This window comes from Burkholderia sp. HI2714 (genome assembly GCF_002223085.1).
In the GTDB taxonomy this organism is placed as follows: domain Bacteria; phylum Pseudomonadota; class Gammaproteobacteria; order Burkholderiales; family Burkholderiaceae; genus Burkholderia; species Burkholderia lata_D.
The window spans coordinates 148,558-167,758 of sequence record NZ_NKFM01000024.1; the positions used below are offsets into that span (position 1 = coordinate 148,558).

19 protein-coding genes and 2 tRNA genes are annotated in these 19,201 nt (G+C 67.0%); 10 read left to right on the plus strand and 11 right to left on the minus strand.

Annotated elements, in window-relative coordinates; all coding sequences use genetic code 11:
• Positions 1–176: 176 nt before the first annotated feature.
• From parC to CFB82_RS13480, 4 genes are all read right to left on the minus strand, one after another.
• Positions 177–2,498 (minus strand): DNA topoisomerase IV subunit A, encoded by a 2,322-nt coding sequence (gene parC / locus CFB82_RS13465; protein WP_089484385.1) that lies wholly within the window; start codon positions 2,496–2,498, stop codon positions 177–179.
• A gap of 69 nt (positions 2,499–2,567) precedes the next feature.
• Complete coding sequence (locus tag CFB82_RS13470; RefSeq protein ID WP_069248553.1) at positions 2,568–4,550, minus strand: DNA topoisomerase IV subunit B; 1,983 nt, start codon at positions 4,548–4,550, stop codon at positions 2,568–2,570.
• A 241-nt stretch (positions 4,551–4,791) separates the two neighbouring features.
• Positions 4,792–6,741, minus strand: coding sequence for an ATP-binding cassette domain-containing protein (locus CFB82_RS13475; RefSeq protein ID WP_069248554.1), 1,950 nt, complete (start codon positions 6,739–6,741; stop codon positions 4,792–4,794).
• A 309-nt stretch (positions 6,742–7,050) separates the two neighbouring features.
• Complete coding sequence (locus CFB82_RS13480; protein WP_089484386.1) at positions 7,051–7,455, minus strand: DUF4399 domain-containing protein; 405 nt, start codon at positions 7,453–7,455, stop codon at positions 7,051–7,053.
• Positions 7,456–7,654: 199 nt separating this feature from the next.
• Here CFB82_RS13480 and CFB82_RS13485 point away from each other — a divergent pair, with 199 nt between their 5' ends.
• The 4 genes from CFB82_RS13485 to CFB82_RS13500 all read left to right on the plus strand — a co-directional run bounded on the left by CFB82_RS13485 (position 7,655) and on the right by CFB82_RS13500 (position 8,896).
• Positions 7,655–7,837, plus strand: coding sequence for a rubredoxin (locus CFB82_RS13485; protein WP_006398668.1), 183 nt, complete (start codon positions 7,655–7,657; stop codon positions 7,835–7,837).
• Positions 7,838–7,992: 155 nt separating this feature from the next.
• Positions 7,993–8,067 (plus strand) — tRNA-Arg (locus tag CFB82_RS13490).
• A 207-nt stretch (positions 8,068–8,274) separates the two neighbouring features.
• Positions 8,275–8,351: transfer RNA gene (locus tag CFB82_RS13495), tRNA-Met, on the plus strand.
• A gap of 212 nt (positions 8,352–8,563) precedes the next feature.
• Positions 8,564–8,896, plus strand: a complete 333-nt coding sequence (locus CFB82_RS13500) for a hypothetical protein (protein WP_089484387.1) — start codon at positions 8,564–8,566, stop codon at positions 8,894–8,896.
• 54 nt (positions 8,897–8,950) lie between these two features.
• On the opposite strand, the gene CFB82_RS13505 is transcribed toward CFB82_RS13500, so the two are convergent.
• On the minus strand, positions 8,951–9,691 hold the full coding sequence (locus tag CFB82_RS13505; RefSeq protein ID WP_089484388.1) for an SDR family NAD(P)-dependent oxidoreductase: 741 nt from the start codon (positions 9,689–9,691) through the stop codon (positions 8,951–8,953).
• 115 nt (positions 9,692–9,806) lie between these two features.
• Here CFB82_RS13505 and CFB82_RS13510 point away from each other — a divergent pair, with 115 nt between their 5' ends.
• Entirely contained in the window at positions 9,807–10,421 is a 615-nt protein-coding gene (locus tag CFB82_RS13510) for a TetR/AcrR family transcriptional regulator (protein WP_089484389.1), read from the plus strand.
• 39 nt (positions 10,422–10,460) lie between these two features.
• On the opposite strand, the gene eco is transcribed toward CFB82_RS13510, so the two are convergent.
• Positions 10,461–10,961: a serine protease inhibitor ecotin gene (gene eco / locus CFB82_RS13515; RefSeq protein ID WP_046544670.1), complete on the minus strand. Its 501-nt coding sequence runs from the start codon at positions 10,959–10,961 to the stop codon at positions 10,461–10,463.
• Between the two features lie 142 nt (positions 10,962–11,103).
• On the opposite strand from eco, the gene CFB82_RS13520 reads away from it, so the two are divergent.
• Complete coding sequence (locus CFB82_RS13520; RefSeq protein WP_069248571.1) at positions 11,104–11,436, plus strand: hypothetical protein; 333 nt, start codon at positions 11,104–11,106, stop codon at positions 11,434–11,436.
• Positions 11,437–11,631: 195 nt separating this feature from the next.
• On the opposite strand, the gene CFB82_RS13525 is transcribed toward CFB82_RS13520, so the two are convergent.
• Complete coding sequence (locus tag CFB82_RS13525) at positions 11,632–12,033, minus strand: hypothetical protein (protein WP_089484390.1); 402 nt, start codon at positions 12,031–12,033, stop codon at positions 11,632–11,634.
• A 117-nt stretch (positions 12,034–12,150) separates the two neighbouring features.
• Between CFB82_RS13525 and CFB82_RS13530 the strand changes: the two genes are divergently transcribed.
• Both CFB82_RS13530 and CFB82_RS13535 read left to right on the plus strand, forming a co-directional pair.
• On the plus strand, positions 12,151–12,531 hold the full coding sequence (locus CFB82_RS13530; protein WP_039368496.1) for a DUF5594 family protein: 381 nt from the start codon (positions 12,151–12,153) through the stop codon (positions 12,529–12,531).
• Positions 12,532–12,690: 159 nt separating this feature from the next.
• The gene (locus CFB82_RS13535; protein ID WP_089484391.1) at positions 12,691–14,058 is read left to right on the plus strand and encodes an MFS transporter; all 1,368 of its coding nucleotides are present in this window, start codon (positions 12,691–12,693) and stop codon (positions 14,056–14,058) included.
• Positions 14,059–14,089: 31 nt separating this feature from the next.
• Here CFB82_RS13535 and CFB82_RS13540 read toward each other — a convergent pair whose 3' ends face one another.
• The 3 genes from CFB82_RS13540 to CFB82_RS13550 form a co-directional block, all read right to left on the minus strand.
• On the minus strand, positions 14,090–14,683 hold the full coding sequence (locus CFB82_RS13540) for an AAA family ATPase (RefSeq protein WP_089484392.1): 594 nt from the start codon (positions 14,681–14,683) through the stop codon (positions 14,090–14,092).
• Complete coding sequence (otsA, locus tag CFB82_RS13545; RefSeq protein WP_089484393.1) at positions 14,676–16,097, minus strand: alpha,alpha-trehalose-phosphate synthase (UDP-forming); 1,422 nt, start codon at positions 16,095–16,097, stop codon at positions 14,676–14,678. The genes CFB82_RS13540 and otsA overlap by 8 nt, the downstream gene beginning before the upstream one ends.
• Before the next feature lie 141 nt (positions 16,098–16,238).
• Positions 16,239–16,451 carry a hypothetical protein gene (locus CFB82_RS13550; protein ID WP_089484394.1) on the minus strand — a complete coding sequence of 71 codons (213 nt, stop codon included), beginning with the start codon at positions 16,449–16,451 and terminating at the stop codon, positions 16,239–16,241.
• 288 nt (positions 16,452–16,739) lie between these two features.
• Here CFB82_RS13550 and CFB82_RS13555 point away from each other — a divergent pair, with 288 nt between their 5' ends.
• The gene (locus tag CFB82_RS13555) at positions 16,740–17,291 is read left to right on the plus strand and encodes a hypothetical protein (protein ID WP_069248576.1); all 552 of its coding nucleotides are present in this window, start codon (positions 16,740–16,742) and stop codon (positions 17,289–17,291) included.
• Positions 17,288–17,782 (plus strand): hypothetical protein, encoded by a 495-nt coding sequence (locus CFB82_RS13560; protein ID WP_069248577.1) that lies wholly within the window; start codon positions 17,288–17,290, stop codon positions 17,780–17,782. Before CFB82_RS13555 ends, CFB82_RS13560 begins: the two co-directional genes overlap by 4 nt.
• Before the next feature lie 67 nt (positions 17,783–17,849).
• Here CFB82_RS13560 and CFB82_RS13565 read toward each other — a convergent pair whose 3' ends face one another.
• The gene (locus CFB82_RS13565) at positions 17,850–19,187 is read right to left on the minus strand and encodes an ABC transporter ATP-binding protein (protein WP_011352844.1); all 1,338 of its coding nucleotides are present in this window, start codon (positions 19,185–19,187) and stop codon (positions 17,850–17,852) included.
• Positions 19,188–19,201: the final 14 nt, after the last annotated feature.

Below are 19,201 nucleotides of genomic sequence, written 5' to 3' on the forward strand. Positions count from 1 at the left end.
TTGTCGCTGCGCGGTTCAGACCCCAGGCGCGATTTCACACTATTTTGCAAGTTCCGCGTGACAGCGCCACGCTTGCTTACCCGAATCCCCCGTCCAAAAGAAAAAGCCGCACGTCCGCCGGAGCGGAGGTGCGGCCTTCGATCGCGGCCGAGCCGGACGATCGAACGTGCGCAGCGTCAGCCGAGCAGCGGACGCAGTTCGCTGACGACCTTGAGCTTCGTGTCCGGCGCGCGGCCCTTGCGCGCGCGCTTGCCGACGTGCGGCGCCAGCCCCGCATACGACAGCGTCTCGTCCATCGCCTTGCCGCCGCGGCCGGTGCCGATCAGCACGACGCCGGCCGGATCGATCGCGAGCGCCTGCACGAGCGTTTCCTTGTCGTCGAGCGCCATCAGGATCACGCCACGACCGCCGCCGGACAGCGTCTTCATCTCGTCCATCCCGAACACGAGCAGGCGGCCGCCGCTCGACAGGCACGCGACCTGCGTGGCATTCGGCAGCACCGGCATCGGCGCGAGCGGCACCGCGCCCGCATCGATCGTCATGAACGCCTTGCCGGCCTTCACACGGCTCACCATGTCGCCGACCTTCGCGAGGAAGCCGAAGCCGTTGCTCGACGCGAGCAGCAGTTGCTGGTCGGCCGGCGCCGCGAAGTAGTGCATCAGGTGCGAGCCCGATTCGAGCTCGATCAGCGACGTGACGGGCACGCCGTCGCCGCGCCCGCCAGGCAGTACCGACACGTCCACCGAATACACGCGGCCGCTGCTGCCCCATGCGATCAGGCGGTCCGGCGTGCGGCACTGGAACGCCGCGTACAGGTGGTCACCCGCCTTGAACGTGAAGCCGGCCGGATCGAGCCCGTGGCCCTTCAGCGCGCGCACCCAGCCCTTCTGCGACACGACGACCGTGACCGGCTCGTCGACCACCTTCGCCTCGAACGTCGCGCGCTTTTCCTGCTGGATCAGCGTGCGGCGATCGTCGCCGTACTGCTTCGCATCAGCCTCGATCTCCTTGATCATCAGCCGCTTCATCGCGCTTTCGTTCGCGAGCAGTTCCTCGAGCTTCGCCTTCTCTTCGCGCAGCGCTTCGAGTTCCTTCTCGATCTTGATCTTCTCGAGCCGCGCGAGCTGGCGCAGCCGGATTTCGAGAATGTCTTCCGCCTGCCGTTCGCTGAGGCCGAACGCGCTCATCAACGCGGCCTTCGGCTCGTCCGACTCGCGGATGATGCGGATCACCTCGTCGATGTTCAGGAAGACGATCATCCGCCCTTCGAGGATGTGGATGCGGTCGTCGACCTTCGCGAGACGATGGCGGCACCGGCGCGTCATCGTCAGTTGGCGGAACTTCACCCATTCGTCGAGGATCGTCAGCAGGCCCTTCTGGCCCGGCCGGCCGTCGGCGCCGATCATCACGAGGTTCAGCGTCGCGTTCGATTCGAGGCTCGTGTACGCGAGCAGCGTATTCACGAATTCCGTCTGGTCGATCGTGCGCGACTTCGGCTCGAACACGAGCCGCACCGCCGCTTCCTTGCCCGACTCGTCGCGCACCGCGTCGAGCAGGTCGAGCATCGCCTTCTTCGTGTTGAGCTGCTCGGGCGTCAGCGTCTTCTTGCCGAGCTTGATCTTCGGGTTCGTCAGCTCCTCGATTTCCTCGAGCACCTTCTGGCCCGACGTGCTCGGCGGCAGCTCGGTCACGACGAGCTGCCACTGGCCGCGCGCGAGATCCTCGATCTTCCAGCGCGCGCGCACCTTCAGGCTGCCGCGGCCTGTTTCATAGGCCGCCGCGATTTCAGCGTCGCTCGAGATGATCTGGCCGCCGCCCGGGAAATCCGGCCCCGGAATCAGGTTCATCAGCTCTGCGTGCGAGAGCTTCGGATTGCGGATCAGCGCGACCGCCGCGCCCGCGACTTCACGCAGGTTGTGCGACGGGATTTCGGTCGCGAGACCGACCGCGATGCCCGACGCGCCGTTCAGCAGCACGAACGGCATGCGGCTCGGCAGCGTCTTCGGCTCCTCGAACGAGCCGTCGTAGTTCGGCATGAAGTCGACCGTGCCCTGGTCGATCTCGTCGAGCAGCAGCTTCGCGATCGGCGTGAGGCGCGCTTCGGTGTATCGCATCGCCGCCGCGCCGTCGCCGTCGCGCGAGCCGAAGTTGCCCTGCCCGTCGATCAGCGGGTAGCGCAGCGAGAAGTCCTGCGCGAGACGCACCAGTGCGTCGTATGCCGACTGGTCACCGTGCGGGTGGTATTTACCGAGCACGTCGCCGACCACGCGTGCCGACTTCACCGGCTTCGCGTCCGGGCCGAGGCCCATTTCGTTCATCGCGAACAGGATCCGGCGCTGCACCGGCTTCTGGCCGTCGCACACGTCGGGCAGCGCGCGGCTCTTCACGACGCTGACCGCGTAGCTGAGATACGCCTGCTCCGCGTAGTTGCCGAGCGTCAGCGCGTCGGCGTCCGGTGCATCGGAGCTGGCGAAGAGATCGGAAGTGTTGTCGTCCATCTGAATTCCGTATTCGTAAGTGGCGTGAGGCCGGGCCGGGCGTCATGCCCGGCCGCGCAGGTGTTCGGCTTAGATGTCCGCTTCGACGTCGTTGCCCTTTTCCTCGAGCCAGCCGCGTCGCGCGGCTGCCTCGCCCTTGCCCATCAGCATCGTCATGCGTGCGACGGTCGCCTCGTAGTCGAGCTCGCCGAGCTTCACCGGCATCAGGCGGCGCGTATCGGGGTTCATCGTCGTATCCCACAGCTGCTCGGCGCTCATTTCGCCGAGACCCTTGAAGCGGCTGATGCTCCATTGCGTCTCGCGCACGCCGTCCTTGCGCAGCTTGTCGAGGATCGCCTCGAGTTCGCCGTCGTCGAGCGCATAGAGCTTCTGCGCGGCCTTCTTGCCGCGCGCGGGCGCGTCGACGCGGAACAGCGGCGGGCGCGCGACGCACACATGGCCGCGCTCGATCAGTTGCGGGAAATGCTTGAAGAACAGCGTGAGCAGCAGCACCTGGATGTGCGAGCCGTCGACGTCCGCGTCCGACAGGATGCAGATCTTGCCGTAGCGCAGGTTCGACAGGTCGACGCTTTCATCCGGGCTGTGCGGATCGACGCCGATCGCGACCGAGATGTCGTGCACCTCGTTGTTCGCGAACAGGCGGTCGCGCTCGGTTTCCCACGTGTTCAGCACCTTGCCGCGCAGCGGCAGGATCGCCTGGTACTCCTTGTCGCGACCCATCTTCGCGGAGCCGCCTGCCGAGTCACCCTCGACCAGGAACAGTTCGTTGCGCGCGATATCTTCCGTCTCGCAATCGGTCAGCTTGCCGGGCAGCACCGCGACGCCCGAGCTCTTGCGCTTCTCGACCTTCTGGCCCGCGCGCGTGCGCGCCTGCGCCTGCTTGATCACGAGTTCGGCGAGCTTCTTGCCGTGCTCGACGTGCTGGTTCAGCCACAGCTCCAGCGCCGGGCGCGAGAACGACGACACGAGCTTCACCGCGTCGCGGCTGTTCAGGCGCTCCTTGATCTGCCCCTGGAACTGCGGATCGAGCACCTTCGCGGACAGCACGAACGACACGCGCGCGAACACGTCTTCCGCGAGCAGCTTCACGCCCTTCGGCTGCAGGTTGTGCAGTTCGACGAAGCTTTTCACGGCCTGGTAGAGACCGTCGCGCAGGCCGGATTCGTGCGTGCCGCCGGCCGGCGTCGGGATCAGGTTCACGTACGACTCACGCACGAGCGAACCTTCCTCGCTCCATGCGACGACCCACGACGCGCCCTCGCCTTCGGCGAAGGTGTCGTCGCCCGAACGCGAATCGGCAAAGCGCTCGCCTTCGAACAGCGGGATCAGCAGCTCGCTGCCGTTCATTTCGTCGAGCAGGTAGCCGCGCAGGCCGTCTTCATATTTCCACGTCTGGCGCTCGCCCGACTTCTCGTTGACGAGCACGACCTCGACGCCCGGCAACAGCACGGCCTTCGAGCGCAGCAGGCGCTGCAGTTCGCCAAGCGGCAGGTTCGGCGAATCGAAATACTTCGGATTCGGCCACACCTGCACGCGCGTGCCGGATTTCTTCTCGCCGCGGCCCGCGCCCTGCGTGGACAGCGGCTTCACGACGTCGCCGTCGGCGAAGCCGAGCTCGGCGATCTTGCCGTCGCGCCAGACCGTCACGTCGAGGCGCGTCGCCAGCGCGTTCGTCACCGACACGCCGACGCCGTGCAGGCCGCCCGAGAACGTGTAGGCGCCGCCCGCGGCCTTGTCGAACTTGCCGCCCGCGTGCAGGCGCGTGAATACGATCTCGACGACCGGCACGCCCTCTTCCGGGTGCATGCCGAACGGGATGCCGCGACCGTCGTCCTCGACCGATACCGACTGGTCGGCGTGCAGCGTGACCGTGATCTGCTTGCCGTAGCCGCCGAGCGCCTCGTCGGACGCGTTGTCGATGACTTCCTGGATGATGTGCAGCGGATTCTCGGTACGGGTGTACATGCCGGGCCGCTGCTTGACCGGCTCGAGACCCTTGAGCACCTTGATCGATGCTTCGCTATAGGCCGCGCTGGGTTTCTTCGTTGACATAGGCGCTGAATTTCGTCATTCATCGGGACGTTGTCCACACCTCGTGTGGATAACGTCGTGGACAAAACGTTGAGTTCCGTAAAAAAGCGAATCGAAACAACGGTGTGCTTGGACTGCTCCGAAAGCGGGCGCGCGGCGTGCGCTGCGCTGCCCGGGACGCGCGGTATTTTACTGGTTCCACGTGGCACGCCAATCGCGGAATCGCGCGCAGCGGCCGCCGGCCGCGCGGCGCGTCCGCGTTTTACGCGGGCTTGCGCTTCGCCTCGAGCGTTTCCCACCGTTCGAGCGCTTCGAGCAATTCGTCGTCGATCGCCGCGAACCGCTCGGTCAGGCGCGTGCCTTCCTGCGGATCCTTCGCGAAAATCGAGCCGTCTTCGAGCCGCGCATTGATCGTCTTCTGCTCCTCTTCGAGCGCCGCGATCTTCTCCGGCAGCGCATCGAGCTCGCGCTGCTCGTTGAACGACAGCTTCACCGTGCGTTGCGTGTTGCGGCCCGCGGCGCTTTTCGCCGCCTCTTCCTTGACCGGCGCGGCTTCCTTGACCGCACGCTTCGCGGCTTCCTGCTGCGCGAGCTGATCCGCGCGCGCGCTCTGGATCTGCCAGTCGCTGAAACCACCGACGTATTCGCGCCACTTGCCGTCACCTTCGGCCGCGATCACCGACGTCACGACGTTGTCGAGGAACGCGCGATCGTGGCTGACGAGCAGCACCGTGCCGTCGTAGTCGGCCAGCAGTTCCTCGAGCAGCTCAAGCGTCTGGATGTCGAGGTCGTTGGTTGGTTCGTCGAGCACCAGCACGTTGGCCGGACGCGCGAACAGGCGCGCGAGCAGCAGCCGGTTGCGCTCGCCGCCCGACAGCGACTTCACCGGCGAACGCGCGCGCTCCGGCGCGAACAGGAAATCGCCGAGATAGCTCATCACGTGCTTGCGCACACCGCCGATCTCGACCCATTCGCTGCCGGGGCTGATCGTATCCGCCAGGCTCTTCTCCTGGTCGAGCTGGGCACGCATCTGGTCGAAATAGGCGACCTGCAGGTTGGTGCCGATGCGCACCGTGCCTTCGTCGGGCTTCAGTTCGCCGAGAATCAGCTTGAGCAGCGTCGTCTTGCCGGCGCCGTTCGGGCCGATGAAGCCGATCTTGTCGCCACGCATCACCGTCGTCGAGAAACGATCGACGACCGCACGGCCGCCGTAGCGCTTCGTCACGTCGGTCAGTTCCGCGACGATCTTGCCGGACTTCTCGCCCTGCGCGACATCCAGCTTCACGTTGCCCAGCGTATTGCGGCGCTCCGCGCGCTCGTTGCGCATCTGCACGAGCCGCGCGATGCGGCCGACGCTGCGCGTGCGGCGCGCTTCGACGCCCTTGCGGATCCACACTTCTTCCTGCGCGAGCAGCTTGTCGAACTTCTCGTTTTCCACGCGCTCGATTTCGAGCTGCTGTGCCTTGCGCGTCTGGTACGCGGAAAAATTGCCCGGGTACGACAGCAGCCGGCCGCGATCGAGATCGACGATGCGCGTCGCGACGCGGTCGAGGAACGCGCGATCGTGTGTGATGAACAGCAGGCCGGCGCGCTGCGCGACCAGCAGCTCTTCCAGCCAGCGGATGCCGTCGAAGTCGAGGTGGTTGGTCGGTTCGTCGAGCAGCAGCACGTCGGGCTGCAGCACCAGTGCGCGCGCCAGCGCGACGCGCTTCTGCATCCCGCCCGACAACGCATCGACGGGTGCATCGACGTCCGCCAGGCCGATCTGCGCGAGCGTCATCGACACGCGCGTGCGCCAGCTCCACGCGTCGTGCGCATCGAGCGACGACTGCAGCGCGTTCATCCGCGCGAGCAGCGCATCATGCTCGGCGCCTTCGGGGATATCCGCGAGGCGATGCGCGATCGAATCGTATTCTTCGAGCAGTTCGCGTGTGTGCGCGAGCCCCGATGCGACTGCATCGAACACCGTCGCGCCCGGCTCGAATTCGGGCTCCTGCGGCACGTAGACGGTCACGAGTTCCTGCTGGCGCGTGACCAGCCCGTCGTCGGGCTTCGCGAGCCCGGCGACGATCTTCAGCAGCGACGACTTGCCCGCGCCGTTGCGGCCGATCAGGCCGACGCGCTCGCCGGCTTCCAGCGAGAAATCCGCGTGATCGAGCAACGCGACGTGACCGAACGCGAGCTGCGCGCCGGAAATGGAATAGAGCGACATGGGGAGACGGCGAAGAGAGAAATCGGAAGCGCCCATTGTACCGGTCGCGGGCGGCGTCACCGGCATGGCCGGACGGATAAGGCCGACAAACGGGTTGGGAGGCGGGTTGGAACCTGCATTTGACGGCTGGCAGGCGGCCATCGACGCGCAGCGACGCGATGCGATGGCGCGCCGGGTGCGGCCGGCTTCCGGTAGCGGACGCCGGCCGCGAATTCCGAGCGAAAGGGCCAACGTCGGCCGGATGCCTACAGCCGGCCGATCGCCCCTCCCGCGCCGGACGCCTCGGGCGCCCGTACGCGGCACACGCAGTTACTTCACGTTGACCGTGATCGTCGAGCTCAATTCGGGGCCGTACGAGCGGTGGATGCCGTCACCCAACTGCAGCGTCAGCGTGTGCTGGCCGGGCGGCAGCTTGATGTCGGTTTCGGTCTGGGCCTTGCCGAAGTGCAGCGAACGCTCGCTCGCGGGAATCACGTCGCCCTTCGGAATCGGCCGGCCGTCGATCAGCAGGTGATGATGGCCACTGTTCGGCGTGTTGTCGCCGGCCGGTCGAAGCTCCATTCCTTCGAGCCCGAACTTCACATGCACCGGGTTCGACACCGTCGCGCCTTCGCTCGGCGCTTCGAAATACACGCGCGCCTCGGCCCGCGCCATCGTCGACACGGCCATCGCCGCCACACATACCGCACCTGCGATCCACTTTCTGTTCAGCATCGCATTCTCCTTATGATTGGATAGCCCGCGAAGCATACACCGCACGCACGGGATATGTGTTTCGGTTGCATTGTTCGCGATGCGTACGTTTAAAACGACGTTGCGGAGCCGTTCGACGAAATTCCGGTACCATTGCGCCTTTCGTCCGCCGGCCAGGCTGCGGACGGCATCACCGGATTTCCATTTTCCCGAGCGCTACATGAGTGAAGTAACCGAATACCAGAGCTGGGTCTGCCTGATTTGCGGGTGGGTCTACAACGAAGCGGAAGGGCTGCCCGACGAAGGCATCGCGCCCGGCACCCGCTTCGCCGACATTCCCGCCGACTGGCGCTGCCCGCTGTGCGATGTGGGCAAGGAAGATTTCGTCGTCGTCGATTTCTGATTTGCTGACACGCTGATTTCCGATCGCGGCTGATTGCGCGATCACGCGCGTCGGCATGCATTCCGCCCCGCCGACGCGCCGCGCGTTTGTTATACTCTGCGCGCTGTCCACACCGCCGTCCGGTTCGCGTTTTTTGCGTTTCCCCGGACATGGCTCTCCCCGTAGTTCAATGGATAGAACAAGCGCCTCCTAAGCGCTAGATACAGGTTCGATTCCTGTCGGGGGGACCAGCCATCCTCATGGCCTCATCCACTTCCCCACGACCAAGTACCGCAACGACGCCGACGAAAAGCGTCTGACGTCGAAGCAGATCGGGAAGCATCGGCAGGCAACCTGCACGCCGGATCGTCGCGCGCGGAGAAGGTGGGCCGCCGATTCCATTCGACGTAATTCACCAATCGATTGACTCTCCACATCAGCCCTAGTACACTTCGCGCCGCGGGGTGGAGCAGTCTGGCAGCTCGTCGGGCTCATAACCCGAAGGTCGTAGGTTCAAATCCTACCCCCGCAACCAATACCGAAGCCCGCTCTGCGAAAGCAAGCGGGCTTCTTGCTTTCCGCGTGCACTGCTGCGTGCTCAAAGCCTGCCAGCATCACATACGGATCGACGAGCATTCAGCCGCCGGCGTCCCCTGCGACACACCATCGCATCTCGCCCGATCGCCACGGCCCTGCGCCACATATTGCGTAGAATTCCGAACCTTCTTCAGCACCCGGACTCCCGCAATGATTCGAGCGATCGCGGCACTCGCCGCGCTTTCAGCGATGACCGGCACGGCAAACGCCGCCGACACCCTTACCGCACCCGCAAAGCCGCGCTACGTCAGCCCCGGCATCGCCAACATCACGAACGCAGCGGCACCGCACGCGGAAAACCCCTCGCCCGACTCACGCTGCCGTGAACTGGCCGCCGGCATCGACGCCGTCACGCACGCCCCCGACCGCGGCCAGAAGGTCGTCCGTGGGATGGCCCCGGACGGCAAGCCACGCAACGAACTGCGCGCTTACGACAAGCGCGCCGATCTCGAAACCGAGCATCACCGGCTCGGCTGCCGATAACGAACGCGACGCCGCCCGGTCGAAAACTCACGCCGGGCGTCGGCATTCACGCACTCACGCGTTCGCACCGCCATCGATCGTCAACCCGGTCCCGTTGATCGACCGCCCTTCCGGCCCGACCACGAACGCGACAAGCGCCGCCACGTCGTCGGCCTTGCCGTACTGCGGGATCGCCATCCGCGAACGCTGCGCACCGGCATGTTCGCCGTCGGCCGGGTTCATGTCGGTATCCGTCGACCCCGGATGCACGATATTGACCGTGACGCCTCGCGGGCCGAGATCGCGCGCAAGCCCCTGCGTCCAGCCGATCAGCGCGGCCTTGCTCGCCGCATAGAGGCTCATCCCCGCATCGGGCACGCGCGTGGCAAGGCAACTGCCGGTCGACACGATGCGCCCACCCTCGCCGAGATGCCGCGCCGCCGCCTGCGACGCGACGATCACCGCGCGCACGTTCACGTTCAACGTCGCGTCGATATCGTCGAGCGTGAGGTCGTCCAGCGCACCGGCCCGGAAAATCCCCGCGTTGTTGACGAGAATGTCGAGACCGCCGAACGCCTCCGCCGCACGATCGACCGCGTCGCGCACGGCCACCGGATCGGCGCTGTCCGCCTGGATCGCGACGGCGCGGCGGCCCAGCGCCTCGATGCCGGCGACGACGGCCTGCGCCCGCTCCGCCGATTTCTCGTAGGTAATCGCGACGTCCGCGCCATCGGCCGCCAGCCGTTTCGCGATCGCCGCACCGATGCCGCGGCTGCCGCCCGTGATGAGTGCACGCTTGCCCTGAAGTCGATTCATGTCGGTTCCTTTCCTCATTTATGTAACGACCGACACAGAATGTGGCAAGTTGCGCGACACAGTCAATTGATTTAATTTATCGATCGACACAGAAATCGACGAAGGGACGGACACAATGGCTGAACGGGGCCGACCGAGAAGCTTCGACAAGGAAGCGGCGCTGGATCGCGCGATGGAGGTGTTCTGGCGCCTCGGCTACGAAGGCGCGTCGATGGCCGACCTGACGGCCGCGATGGGCATCGCGTCGCCGAGCCTGTATGCGGCGTTCGGCAGCAAGGAAGCGTTGTTCCGGCAAGCGCTCGATCACTACGGCGCGACGGAGGGACGGGAAATCTGGGGGGGCGTCGAACAGGCCGGCAGCGCGCACGACGCCGTACGGAACTACCTGATGGATACCGCACGCGTGTTCACGCGACGGTCGAAGCCGGCGGGCTGCCTGATCGTGCTGTCAGCACTGCACCCGGCCGAGCGCTCCGATACGGTCCGGCAAACGCTGATCGCGATGCGCGAGCGCACGGTCGAGAACCTGCGCGAACGCCTCAGGCAAGGCGTCGCGACCGGCGAGATCGCGGCACACGCGAACCTCGACGCAATCGCGCGGTACTACGTGACGGTCCAGCAGGGGATGTCGATCCAGGCGCGCGACGGTGCGAGCCGTCGCGATCTGGAGGCCGTCGCACAAGCCGCGCTGGCCGCGTGGCCAGCGCTCGTCGGCACAGGCGGCGCGTAGCGGCAGGACGCCGCCGCCACGCGCGGCCGCGCCGTGGCGTTACTGCTTCGCCGCGTGCTGCACGTCCTTCGACGCATGCCACACGCGATAGCGCACCTCGAAGCCGTCCGGCACATAGACGACGAGCGGCAGGCGGCTGTTGTAGCGCAGCAGCTGGCCGTCACCACGCACCTGCACGAATCGTTGCTGCGGCGCCTGCCCCGGGCATGCCATCAGCGTCGATGCCGGCCCCTTCACGTCGGTGAGCCGGTAGTACGTATAGCCCCAGCCCTTCACGTCCTCGGCGGTCAGCTCACCGCCGAACCACTGCTGGTTGCAGTCGGTCTGCAGCGTCTTGCCGATCATCAGCTCGACGCGCGCATCGCCTTCGTTCTCGAGCGCGGGCAGCGCGATCACGACGCGCTGCTGGCCGGCCGCTGCCTGCGGAAACATCTTGATCGACTCGGCCGTCACGGCGGGCGCCGAAGCGGGCCCCGCCACGCAGGCGGCGGCTGTCGTCACGCAGAAGGCGGCCAGCGCGGCCCGGATCGCGAATTTCATCGATGTGCTCCTGAAAAACAAATGAGCCCCGGATGCTAACACTTTCGCCGCACGACCTTACGACGCTGTAATTTGACGACACAATTGCAAACAGCTGGCAATCCCCTTGCGCGGTACTTATAGGGAATCAACGGAGAACATCATGCTGAAGCTCATTGCTGCCGCCGGCGTCGCGACCCTGCTGGCCGGCTGCGTCGTCGCCCCGGACGCCGGATACGGTTACGGGCAGCCCTACTATTCCGATCCCGGCTACGGGTACGGGTATGCGCCGTCGCCCGTGTACGGCACGGTCAATATCTGGGGCGGCGGTGGCGGCGGACGCGACTGGGATCGCGGCCGGCGCGACTACCATCGCTGGGACGGCGATCGTGGCAACCGTGGCGATCGCGGCAACCGCGGCAACGGCTGGGGGCACGGCGACGGGCGCCGCGGCGACTGGAACGATGGCGACGGTGGCGGCGGCCATCGCCACTGACGCATATTTGCAACCGTTTGTATCCGAGCACGGCCCGCCGACGGCCGACCCGTCACGCAAACGAACGGACGGCCGCGCAAAAGACCAAGGCCCTCGCATCAAGCGAGGGCCTTTTGTCGTCCACTGCGGCGAAGTGAACGTCGGCGGTGCCGGCCGTCCGGCGCGGACCGATCACACGTCGCGCGGCCGCCCCGCTTACCAGCCTGCCGGCCGCGCGTAGCCGCCCGACACGGGCGCGCCGCACACATACGCGCGCTGGTAACGGTCGTAGCAATAGCTCGGGCCGTCGTCCTGGTACTGCGCCTGCTGGTAGGTCGGATACGCAGGCTGCTGGTACGCGGGCGCCTGGTAGTACGTCGGCGGCTGATAGGCCGGTGCCTGGTACGCGGGCGCCTGATACGCGACGGGCGGATTCATCGCGGACGTCACGATCGCGCCGAGCACCGCGCCGCCGATCAACGCGCCGATGACGGCGCCGCCGTCGCGGCCATGCGCGGACGCCGGGCCTGCCACGGCAAGCGAACCGGCGAGGACACACACTGCGGCAATTTTTTTCATGATGGACTCCCACGCGAAGTGGTACTGGATGCGATGCATTGTGGCGGCTCGCGGCCGTAATAGATGCAGCAAGTGGTAACGCGCGATTACCGGTATCACGTCGATCGAAATGCGCCGTCGCCGTGCTACGATTTTCGACATACAGGAGACGCCGTCATGCAGCCCGAAACCGCCCGCCGTTTCGATACGGAATTCGCCCCGCGCATCGCACAGGCAATCGCCGCCTTCTTCGCCGAACACGTGCTGACCGACGTCGTCCCGTATGGCGGCCACGGGCACCCGACGCGCGTGCAGATCCGCAGCGCGCCGCACGAGCACGTCAGCGGCTTCGATCATCCGCTGAACCTCGAGCTGACCTGGGACACCGACGAAATCGAGCGGCTGATGGAGCCGGACGGCCCGCAACGCTTCGAGCACTACCTCGCCGCGCTACCGAAAAAGCTGGGTGCATGGCAGAGCGCGCGCGACATCGATCTCCTGTCGCGCACACAGGCCGACCCGCTCGTGCGGCTCGGCGGCCTCGACTTCGAAGGCTGAGCGCCGGCGTCGCGCGATGCGGCCTGGTGATACACTCGACCGGCCCCGCTCCGGTGCAGTTGCACCGGCCGGGCCGCTCATCGCCGCCTCCCCCCTTGCGCATGGTTGCGCACGCAACCGGCAACCGGGCGCGCGGACAACCACGCCTTTGCTCCCGCCATGAACGCCGATACCGGCCTGCCCCTTCCGCAACGCTACTGGGCGATCGTCTGCGTCGCACTGGGCATCACGCTCGCCGTGCTCGACGGCGCCATCGCGAACGTCGCGCTGCCGACGATCGCGCGCGACCTGCACGCATCCGACGCCGCCTCGATCTGGATCGTCAACGCGTACCAGCTCGCGGTCACGATCACGCTGCTGCCGCTCGCGTCGCTCGGCGAGCGCATCGGCTATCGCCGCATCTACATCGCGGGGCTCGCGCTATTCACCGCGGCGTCGCTCGGCTGCGCGCTCGCCGGCTCGCTGCCGATGCTGGCCGTGATGCGCGTGATCCAGGGCTTCGGCGCGGCCGGCATCATGAGCGTCAACGCCGCGCTCGTGCGGATGATCTACCCGTCGTCGATGCTCGGGCGCGGGCTGTCGATCAACGCGATGGTGGTGGCGCTGTCGTCGGCGATCGGGCCGACGGTCGCGTCCGCGATCCTGTCGTTCGCCTCGTGGCCGTGGCTGTTCGCGGTCAACGTGCCGATCGGCATTGCCGCGGTATTCGGCAGCCTGCGCGCGCTGCCGGCCAACCCGCTGCACGACGCGCCGTACGATTTCGCGAGCGCGCTGATGAACGCGTGCGTGTTCGGGCTGCTGATCACGGCCGTGGACGGGCTCGGCCACGGCGAAGGCCATGCGTACGTCGCGGCCGAGCTGGCCGTTGCATTCGTCGTCGGCTACTTCTTCGTGAAGCGCCAGCTGTCGCAACCGGCGCCGCTGCTGCCGGTCGACCTGATGCGCATCCCGATGTTCGCGCTGTCGGTCTATACGTCGACGGCGTCGTTCACGTCGCAGATGCTCGCGTTCGTCGCGCTGCCGTTCTGGCTGCAGAATTCGCTCGGCTTCTCGCAGGTCGAGACGGGCCTGTACATGACGCCGTGGCCGCTCGTGATCATGTTCGCCGCGCCGCTCGCGGGCGTGCTGTCGGATCGCTATTCGGCCGGCATCCTCGGCGGAATCGGGCTCGCGCTGTTCGCGGCCGGGCTGCTGTCGCTCGCGACGATCGGCGCGCACCCGGGCACCGTCGACATCGTGTGGCGGATGGCGCTGTGCGGTGCGGGCTTCGGGTTGTTCCAGTCGCCGAACAACCGCGCGATGCTGTCGTCGGCGCCGCGCGAACGCAGCGGCGGCGCGGGCGGCATGCTGAGCACCGCGCGGCTGACCGGGCAGACACTCGGCGCCGCGCTCGTCGCATTGATTTTCGGGCTTGCGCCCGATCGCGGGCCGACGATTGCGCTCTATGTCGCCGCGGCATTCGCGGCGGTGGCCGCGGTCGTCAGCATGCTGCGCATCACGTCGCCACGGCCGGACACGGCGACCTGACGCCACCGCGCACCGCCTGCGTGGCCGAGCGTCATGCCGCGTCGAGCGCGTCCAGCACGAAGCGCACGCGCGTCTTCACGCTCTCACGCGGCAATTCGATCAGCCGGTAGCCATATGACGTGTAGCAATCGACCATCGCGTCGTAGGTGCGCACGGCTTCCGCGAAGTCCTGCCTGCGTTCGGTGTCCTGCGCATAGATGTCCGGCCACGGCGGCGCGATGAACACGCGCCGGTGGTAACGGAAACGGCGGGCCGCGGCTTCCGCATGCGCGGGCACCGCGAGCCCTGTCAGCCGTAGATAGCCGACCACGTCCGGCACGCCTCGATCGAAGAACACGGGCCCGCGCGCGTGGCGCGCGAGATCGTACGAGCGCATCTCCCAGCTCAGCATCAGCTCGGCGAACGCCGCCGGGTCACGCCACGGCAACGCGTGACCGTCGATCGCCACCTGGTCGCGGATCACGCCGCGACCGGCTTCCTGCGAGCGCGCGAAACCGGCGTGCTCGAGCGCGTCGAGCAACGTGCTCTTGCCCGAACCGGGGCCACCGGTCACGACGAAGAAGCGACGGATGGCTTCTTCGGTGGCGTGATCCTCAGTGCCAGGCCCCTGCACCACCTCATGCATGCGCAACCCGCCGGCCCGCGCGCCGCGTGACCGACGCGGCCGCCGCGACACTGCGCAAGTCGGCAACGAACGTATCGCGCCAGACCGACAGGTCGTTCGCGCGCAGCCGCGCGAGGTTCTCCTCGTGGCGCGCCTGCCGCTCCGCGAGCGGCATCGACAGCGCGCGCTCGAGCGCCTCGGCCATCTGCGACAGGTCGTACGGATTGACGAGGAGCGCGCCCGTCAGTTCGGCCGCCGCGCCCGCGAACTCCGACAGCACGAGCACGCCCGGATCGGCCGGATCCTGCGACGCAACGTACTCCTTCGCGACGAGATTCATCCCGTCGCGCAGCGGCGTCACATAGCCCACCTGCGACATCCGGAAGAACGCCATCAGCAGGTTGCGCTCGTACTTGCGGTTCAGGTACTGGATCGGTGTCCAGTCGAGCTGCGAGAAGCGGCCGTTGATGCGGCCGGCCTCGCCCTCGAGCGTTTCGCGGATGTCCTGATAGGTCTTCACGTCGGAACGCGTCGGCGGCGCGATCTGCAGGAGCGACACGCGCCCCTGCCAGCCCGGCGCGTTCGCGAGCATCCGCTCGAACGACTGGAAGCGCTCGACGAGCCCCTTCGAATAATCGAGGCGGTCGACGCTCATCACCAGCTTGCGGCCGTCGAGCGCCTCGCGCAGCCTCTTCACCGGCTTGCGCGTGCCGTACTGGACAGCCGCCTGCGCGATCGCGTCGGGATGCACGCCGATCGGATAGGCGGCGACCTTCACGACGCGGCCATGCGCGTGCAGCATCCCGTCGTCGCTCGCCGCGCCGATCCCGCGCCGCTCGATGTAGTCGGTAAACGCCTGCTTGTCAGCCTCGGTCTGGAAGCCCGCGACGTCGTACGCGCACATGAACTTCACGAGTTCCTCGTGCGGCGGCACGAGACGCAGCATGTCGGGCGACGGAAACGGAATGTGCAGGAAGAAGCCGATCGGGTTCTTCACGCCGAGTTCGCGCAGGTAATGCGCGAACGGCAACAGGTGATAGTCGTGCACCCAGATCAGGTCGTCGGGGCGCAGCAATGCGGCGAGCTGCTTCGCGAGCATCGCGTTCACGCGCAGATAGCCCGCGTACTCCTGGCGGTCGAAGCGCGCGAGATCGCCGCGGTAATGGAAAACCGGCCACAGCGTCGCATTCGAGAAACCGCGGTAGTACTGGTCGTAGTCGCGCCGGGTCAGCCCGACCGTCGCGTAGGTGACGTTGCCGTCCCGCTGGATCGCGGGCGCGGTGTCGGGTGCGTCGACGATCTCGCCGTTCCAGCCGAACCAGACGCCGCCCGTTTCCTTCAGCGCGTCCATCACGCCGACCGTCAGGCCACCCGCGCTCGGGCGCGTGTCCTCACCGGCGGCGACACGGTTCGATACCACGATCAATCTGCTCATGCGGCTTCCCCTCCTCGATTCGATTGGCTGGCGCGCGGCGCGCGCCAAGGCGGACACGGCGGCCCGAAGGCGGCCGTGCGGCGATTCAGATGTGAGCAATGCAGGTGTGAATGACAGCGGCGGAATACGGCGGCAACGGCATCAGGCATCCTGCTCCTGGCCGAGATCCCGCTGATAGTCGAGCCCTTCCGGACGCGCGCCACCCTGGTTGTGATCGCCGTCGGCCGGCGTCTCGCCGGGCGCGCCGGCGGGCGGTGCCGGCGGCGCGTCGGTCGGCGCACGCGGACGGTCCGTCTCCGGATGGCCGGTCCCGGCTTCGGGCGGCCGGGGCGAAAGCCGTTTTGAACGGCGCATGGCTGGGTGTCTCATGTGGGTCGCGGCCCGAGGCCGTCGTAGAAACATTCCATAACTCAAAAGTCTAGGTCGCTTCCTTGCATGCCGAGGTAACAATTGCCTTCAATTTGTAACGTTTCGACCCCTCTCGATTCATCTGTTCGACAATGGCCACGCGCGCACGCGCGCGGCCTGCCGTCCGGCGATTTGTCAAAGCTTTGCAGTTTTCCTATGACAATTGCGAAACAATGACGCGGCATGACGGCGTGCATGCGACGCCGCTCACCCAGACAGGACTTGCACTCAGGGATGAACATTCGTTTCGAATCGACGCGCCGGGCCATGCCGGCGCGCGTCGTGCTGGCCGCGATCGCCACGGCCGCACTGCTGTCCGGCTGCAACTCGCTGTACAGCGAGGGCGCGACAGCCGGCGCCGGTATCGCGGGCGCCGCGATCGCCTCCAAGGTCACCAACAACGCCGCCGTCGCGACGGGCATCGGCCTCGGCGCCGTCGCCGGTGCGCGGGCGGGTGTGCAGTACTCGCAGCGGGTCGCACACCGTTACACCCAGGAACAGATCGCGAAGGCTGCGGGCCCGCTCGATGTGGGCGGCGTTGCGCCGTGGTCGACGCACCACTCGTTCCCGATCGAGGACGACGAGCAGGGGCGTGTGACGGTCAGCCGGATGATCAGCATCGGTCCGCTCGACTGCAAGGAAATCGTGTTCGCGGTCGATACGCCCGCGAAACCCGACAAAGCCGCGCAATCGGCCTTCTACGTCGCCACGATCTGCCGCGACGGCCCCGTGTGGAAATGGGCATCGGCCGAACCGGCGACCGAACGCTGGGGCGCGCTGCAATGAGCGTCGCACTCCGTATCGCGGCCATCGGCGCGCTGTGCGCGGCGATGGCCACGCTGTCGGGCTGCGGATCGGTCGGCGCGGCGAGCGGCGCCCTCGCCGGCGCGGCGACGGGCCTCGTCACCGCGAACCCGGCGGTCGGCGTCGGCGTCGGGATTGCCGTGCAGGCCGCGACCGACGAAGCCGTCAACCGCACGATGAAGCAGCTCCATCAGAACCAGCAGGACGCGATCGCGAAGACGGCCGGCAGCCTGGCCGTCGGCGAAGTGAAGCCGTGGAAGGTGAAGAACACGCTGCCGCTCGAAAACGGCGAAGGCGAAGTGCGCGTCACGCGCGCGTACGCGTCGGCGCTCGCGATCTGCAAGGAATTCGCGTTCTCGGTGAAGGATGGCGACAAGGCCGACTGGTATTTCGCGAATGCGTGCCAGCAAGGCGCGCACTGGAAGTGGGCGTCGGCGGAACCGGCGGTCGACCGGTGGGGGAACCTGCAGTAACCGTGCGATACGCTGCGCATGATGCGCGGCGCACACGCATGCCGGGCCGCACGGCCCGGCACGTCGATCAGGACTCGACGTCCTCGAGACTGAAGATCTCGGTCTGGTCGTTGTACGAGAAGATCTCGCCGTAACGGCCCCAGTCGATCACCGCGTCGAGCGTTTCCTCGGCCGCGCCGTCCGACAGGAAATCCTCCAGTTCCTGCTCGAAGCGCACACGCGGCGCACGATGGCCCGGGCGCTCGTTCAGCACCTTCTTGATCCGTGCGGCGAGCGGCACGTGCTTCAGCAGGTGATCCGCGAACATCAGCTTGCGCTCCTGCGTGCCGAATTCCGCGAACACGCGCCCCGGCGGCGTCAGGAACACGTCCCCTTCCCGCACGTCCGCGAAGCCGAGGTACTGCAGCACTTCGGCGATCGGGAACAGATCGTCGACTTCCAGATGCAGCGTACGCGCGATTTCCGGCATGTCCGCGCGGCCGTGGTACGGCGCCATCGCGAGCGTCTCGATCAGGCCGGCCATCAGGTTGGTCGACACCTGCGGCAGCCAGCTGCCGAGCTCCAGCCCCTTCTTCGTCGCCTCGCCGGTCTGGCGGGCCGTCATCTTCGCGTAGATGTCGTCGACGAGCTTGCGGAACGCCGGGTCGAGCCGGTTGCGCGGATGCTTGAACGGCACCTTGATCTCGGCGATCACGCGGCCCGGGTTCGACGACAGCACGAGGATCCGATCGCACATGAACACCGCTTCCTCGATGTTGTGCGTGACGATCAGCACCGACTTGATCGGCATCCGGCCCTGCGTCCACAGATCGAGCAGGTCGGTACGCAGCGTCTCGGCCGTCAGCACGTCGAGCGCGGAGAACGGTTCGTCCATCAGCAGGATCGTCGGATCGACGACGAGCGCGCGCGCAAAACCCACGCGCTGGCGCATGCCGCCCGACAATTCGCGCGGGTACGCGTTCTCGAAGCCGTCGAGACCGATCAGGTCGATCGCGGCCAGCGCACGCTCGCGCCGCTCGCGTGCGCCGACGCCGAGCGCCTCGAGGCCGGCTTCCACGTTCTGCAGCACGGTGAGCCACGGGAACAGCGCGAAGGTCTGGAACACCATCGCGACGCCTTCGGCCGGCCCGCGCAGCGGCTGGCCGAGGTAGGTCACTTCGCCGCCGGTCGGCTCGATCAGCCCGGCGATGATGCGCAGCAGCGTCGACTTGCCGGAGCCGGAACGGCCGAGCAGCCCGACGATCTCGCCTTCGCGCAGCGACAGGTTCGCATCGTCGAGCACGAGCAATTCGCCCTGCGTCTTGTTGAAGCCGCGACAGACGTGATCGACGCGCAGGATTTCCTCACCAAGGCGCGGCGGCTGGTTCGTCTGGACGGGGGCGTTTACAGCATTCGGATTGTGCATCGCGTTTCGCTCTC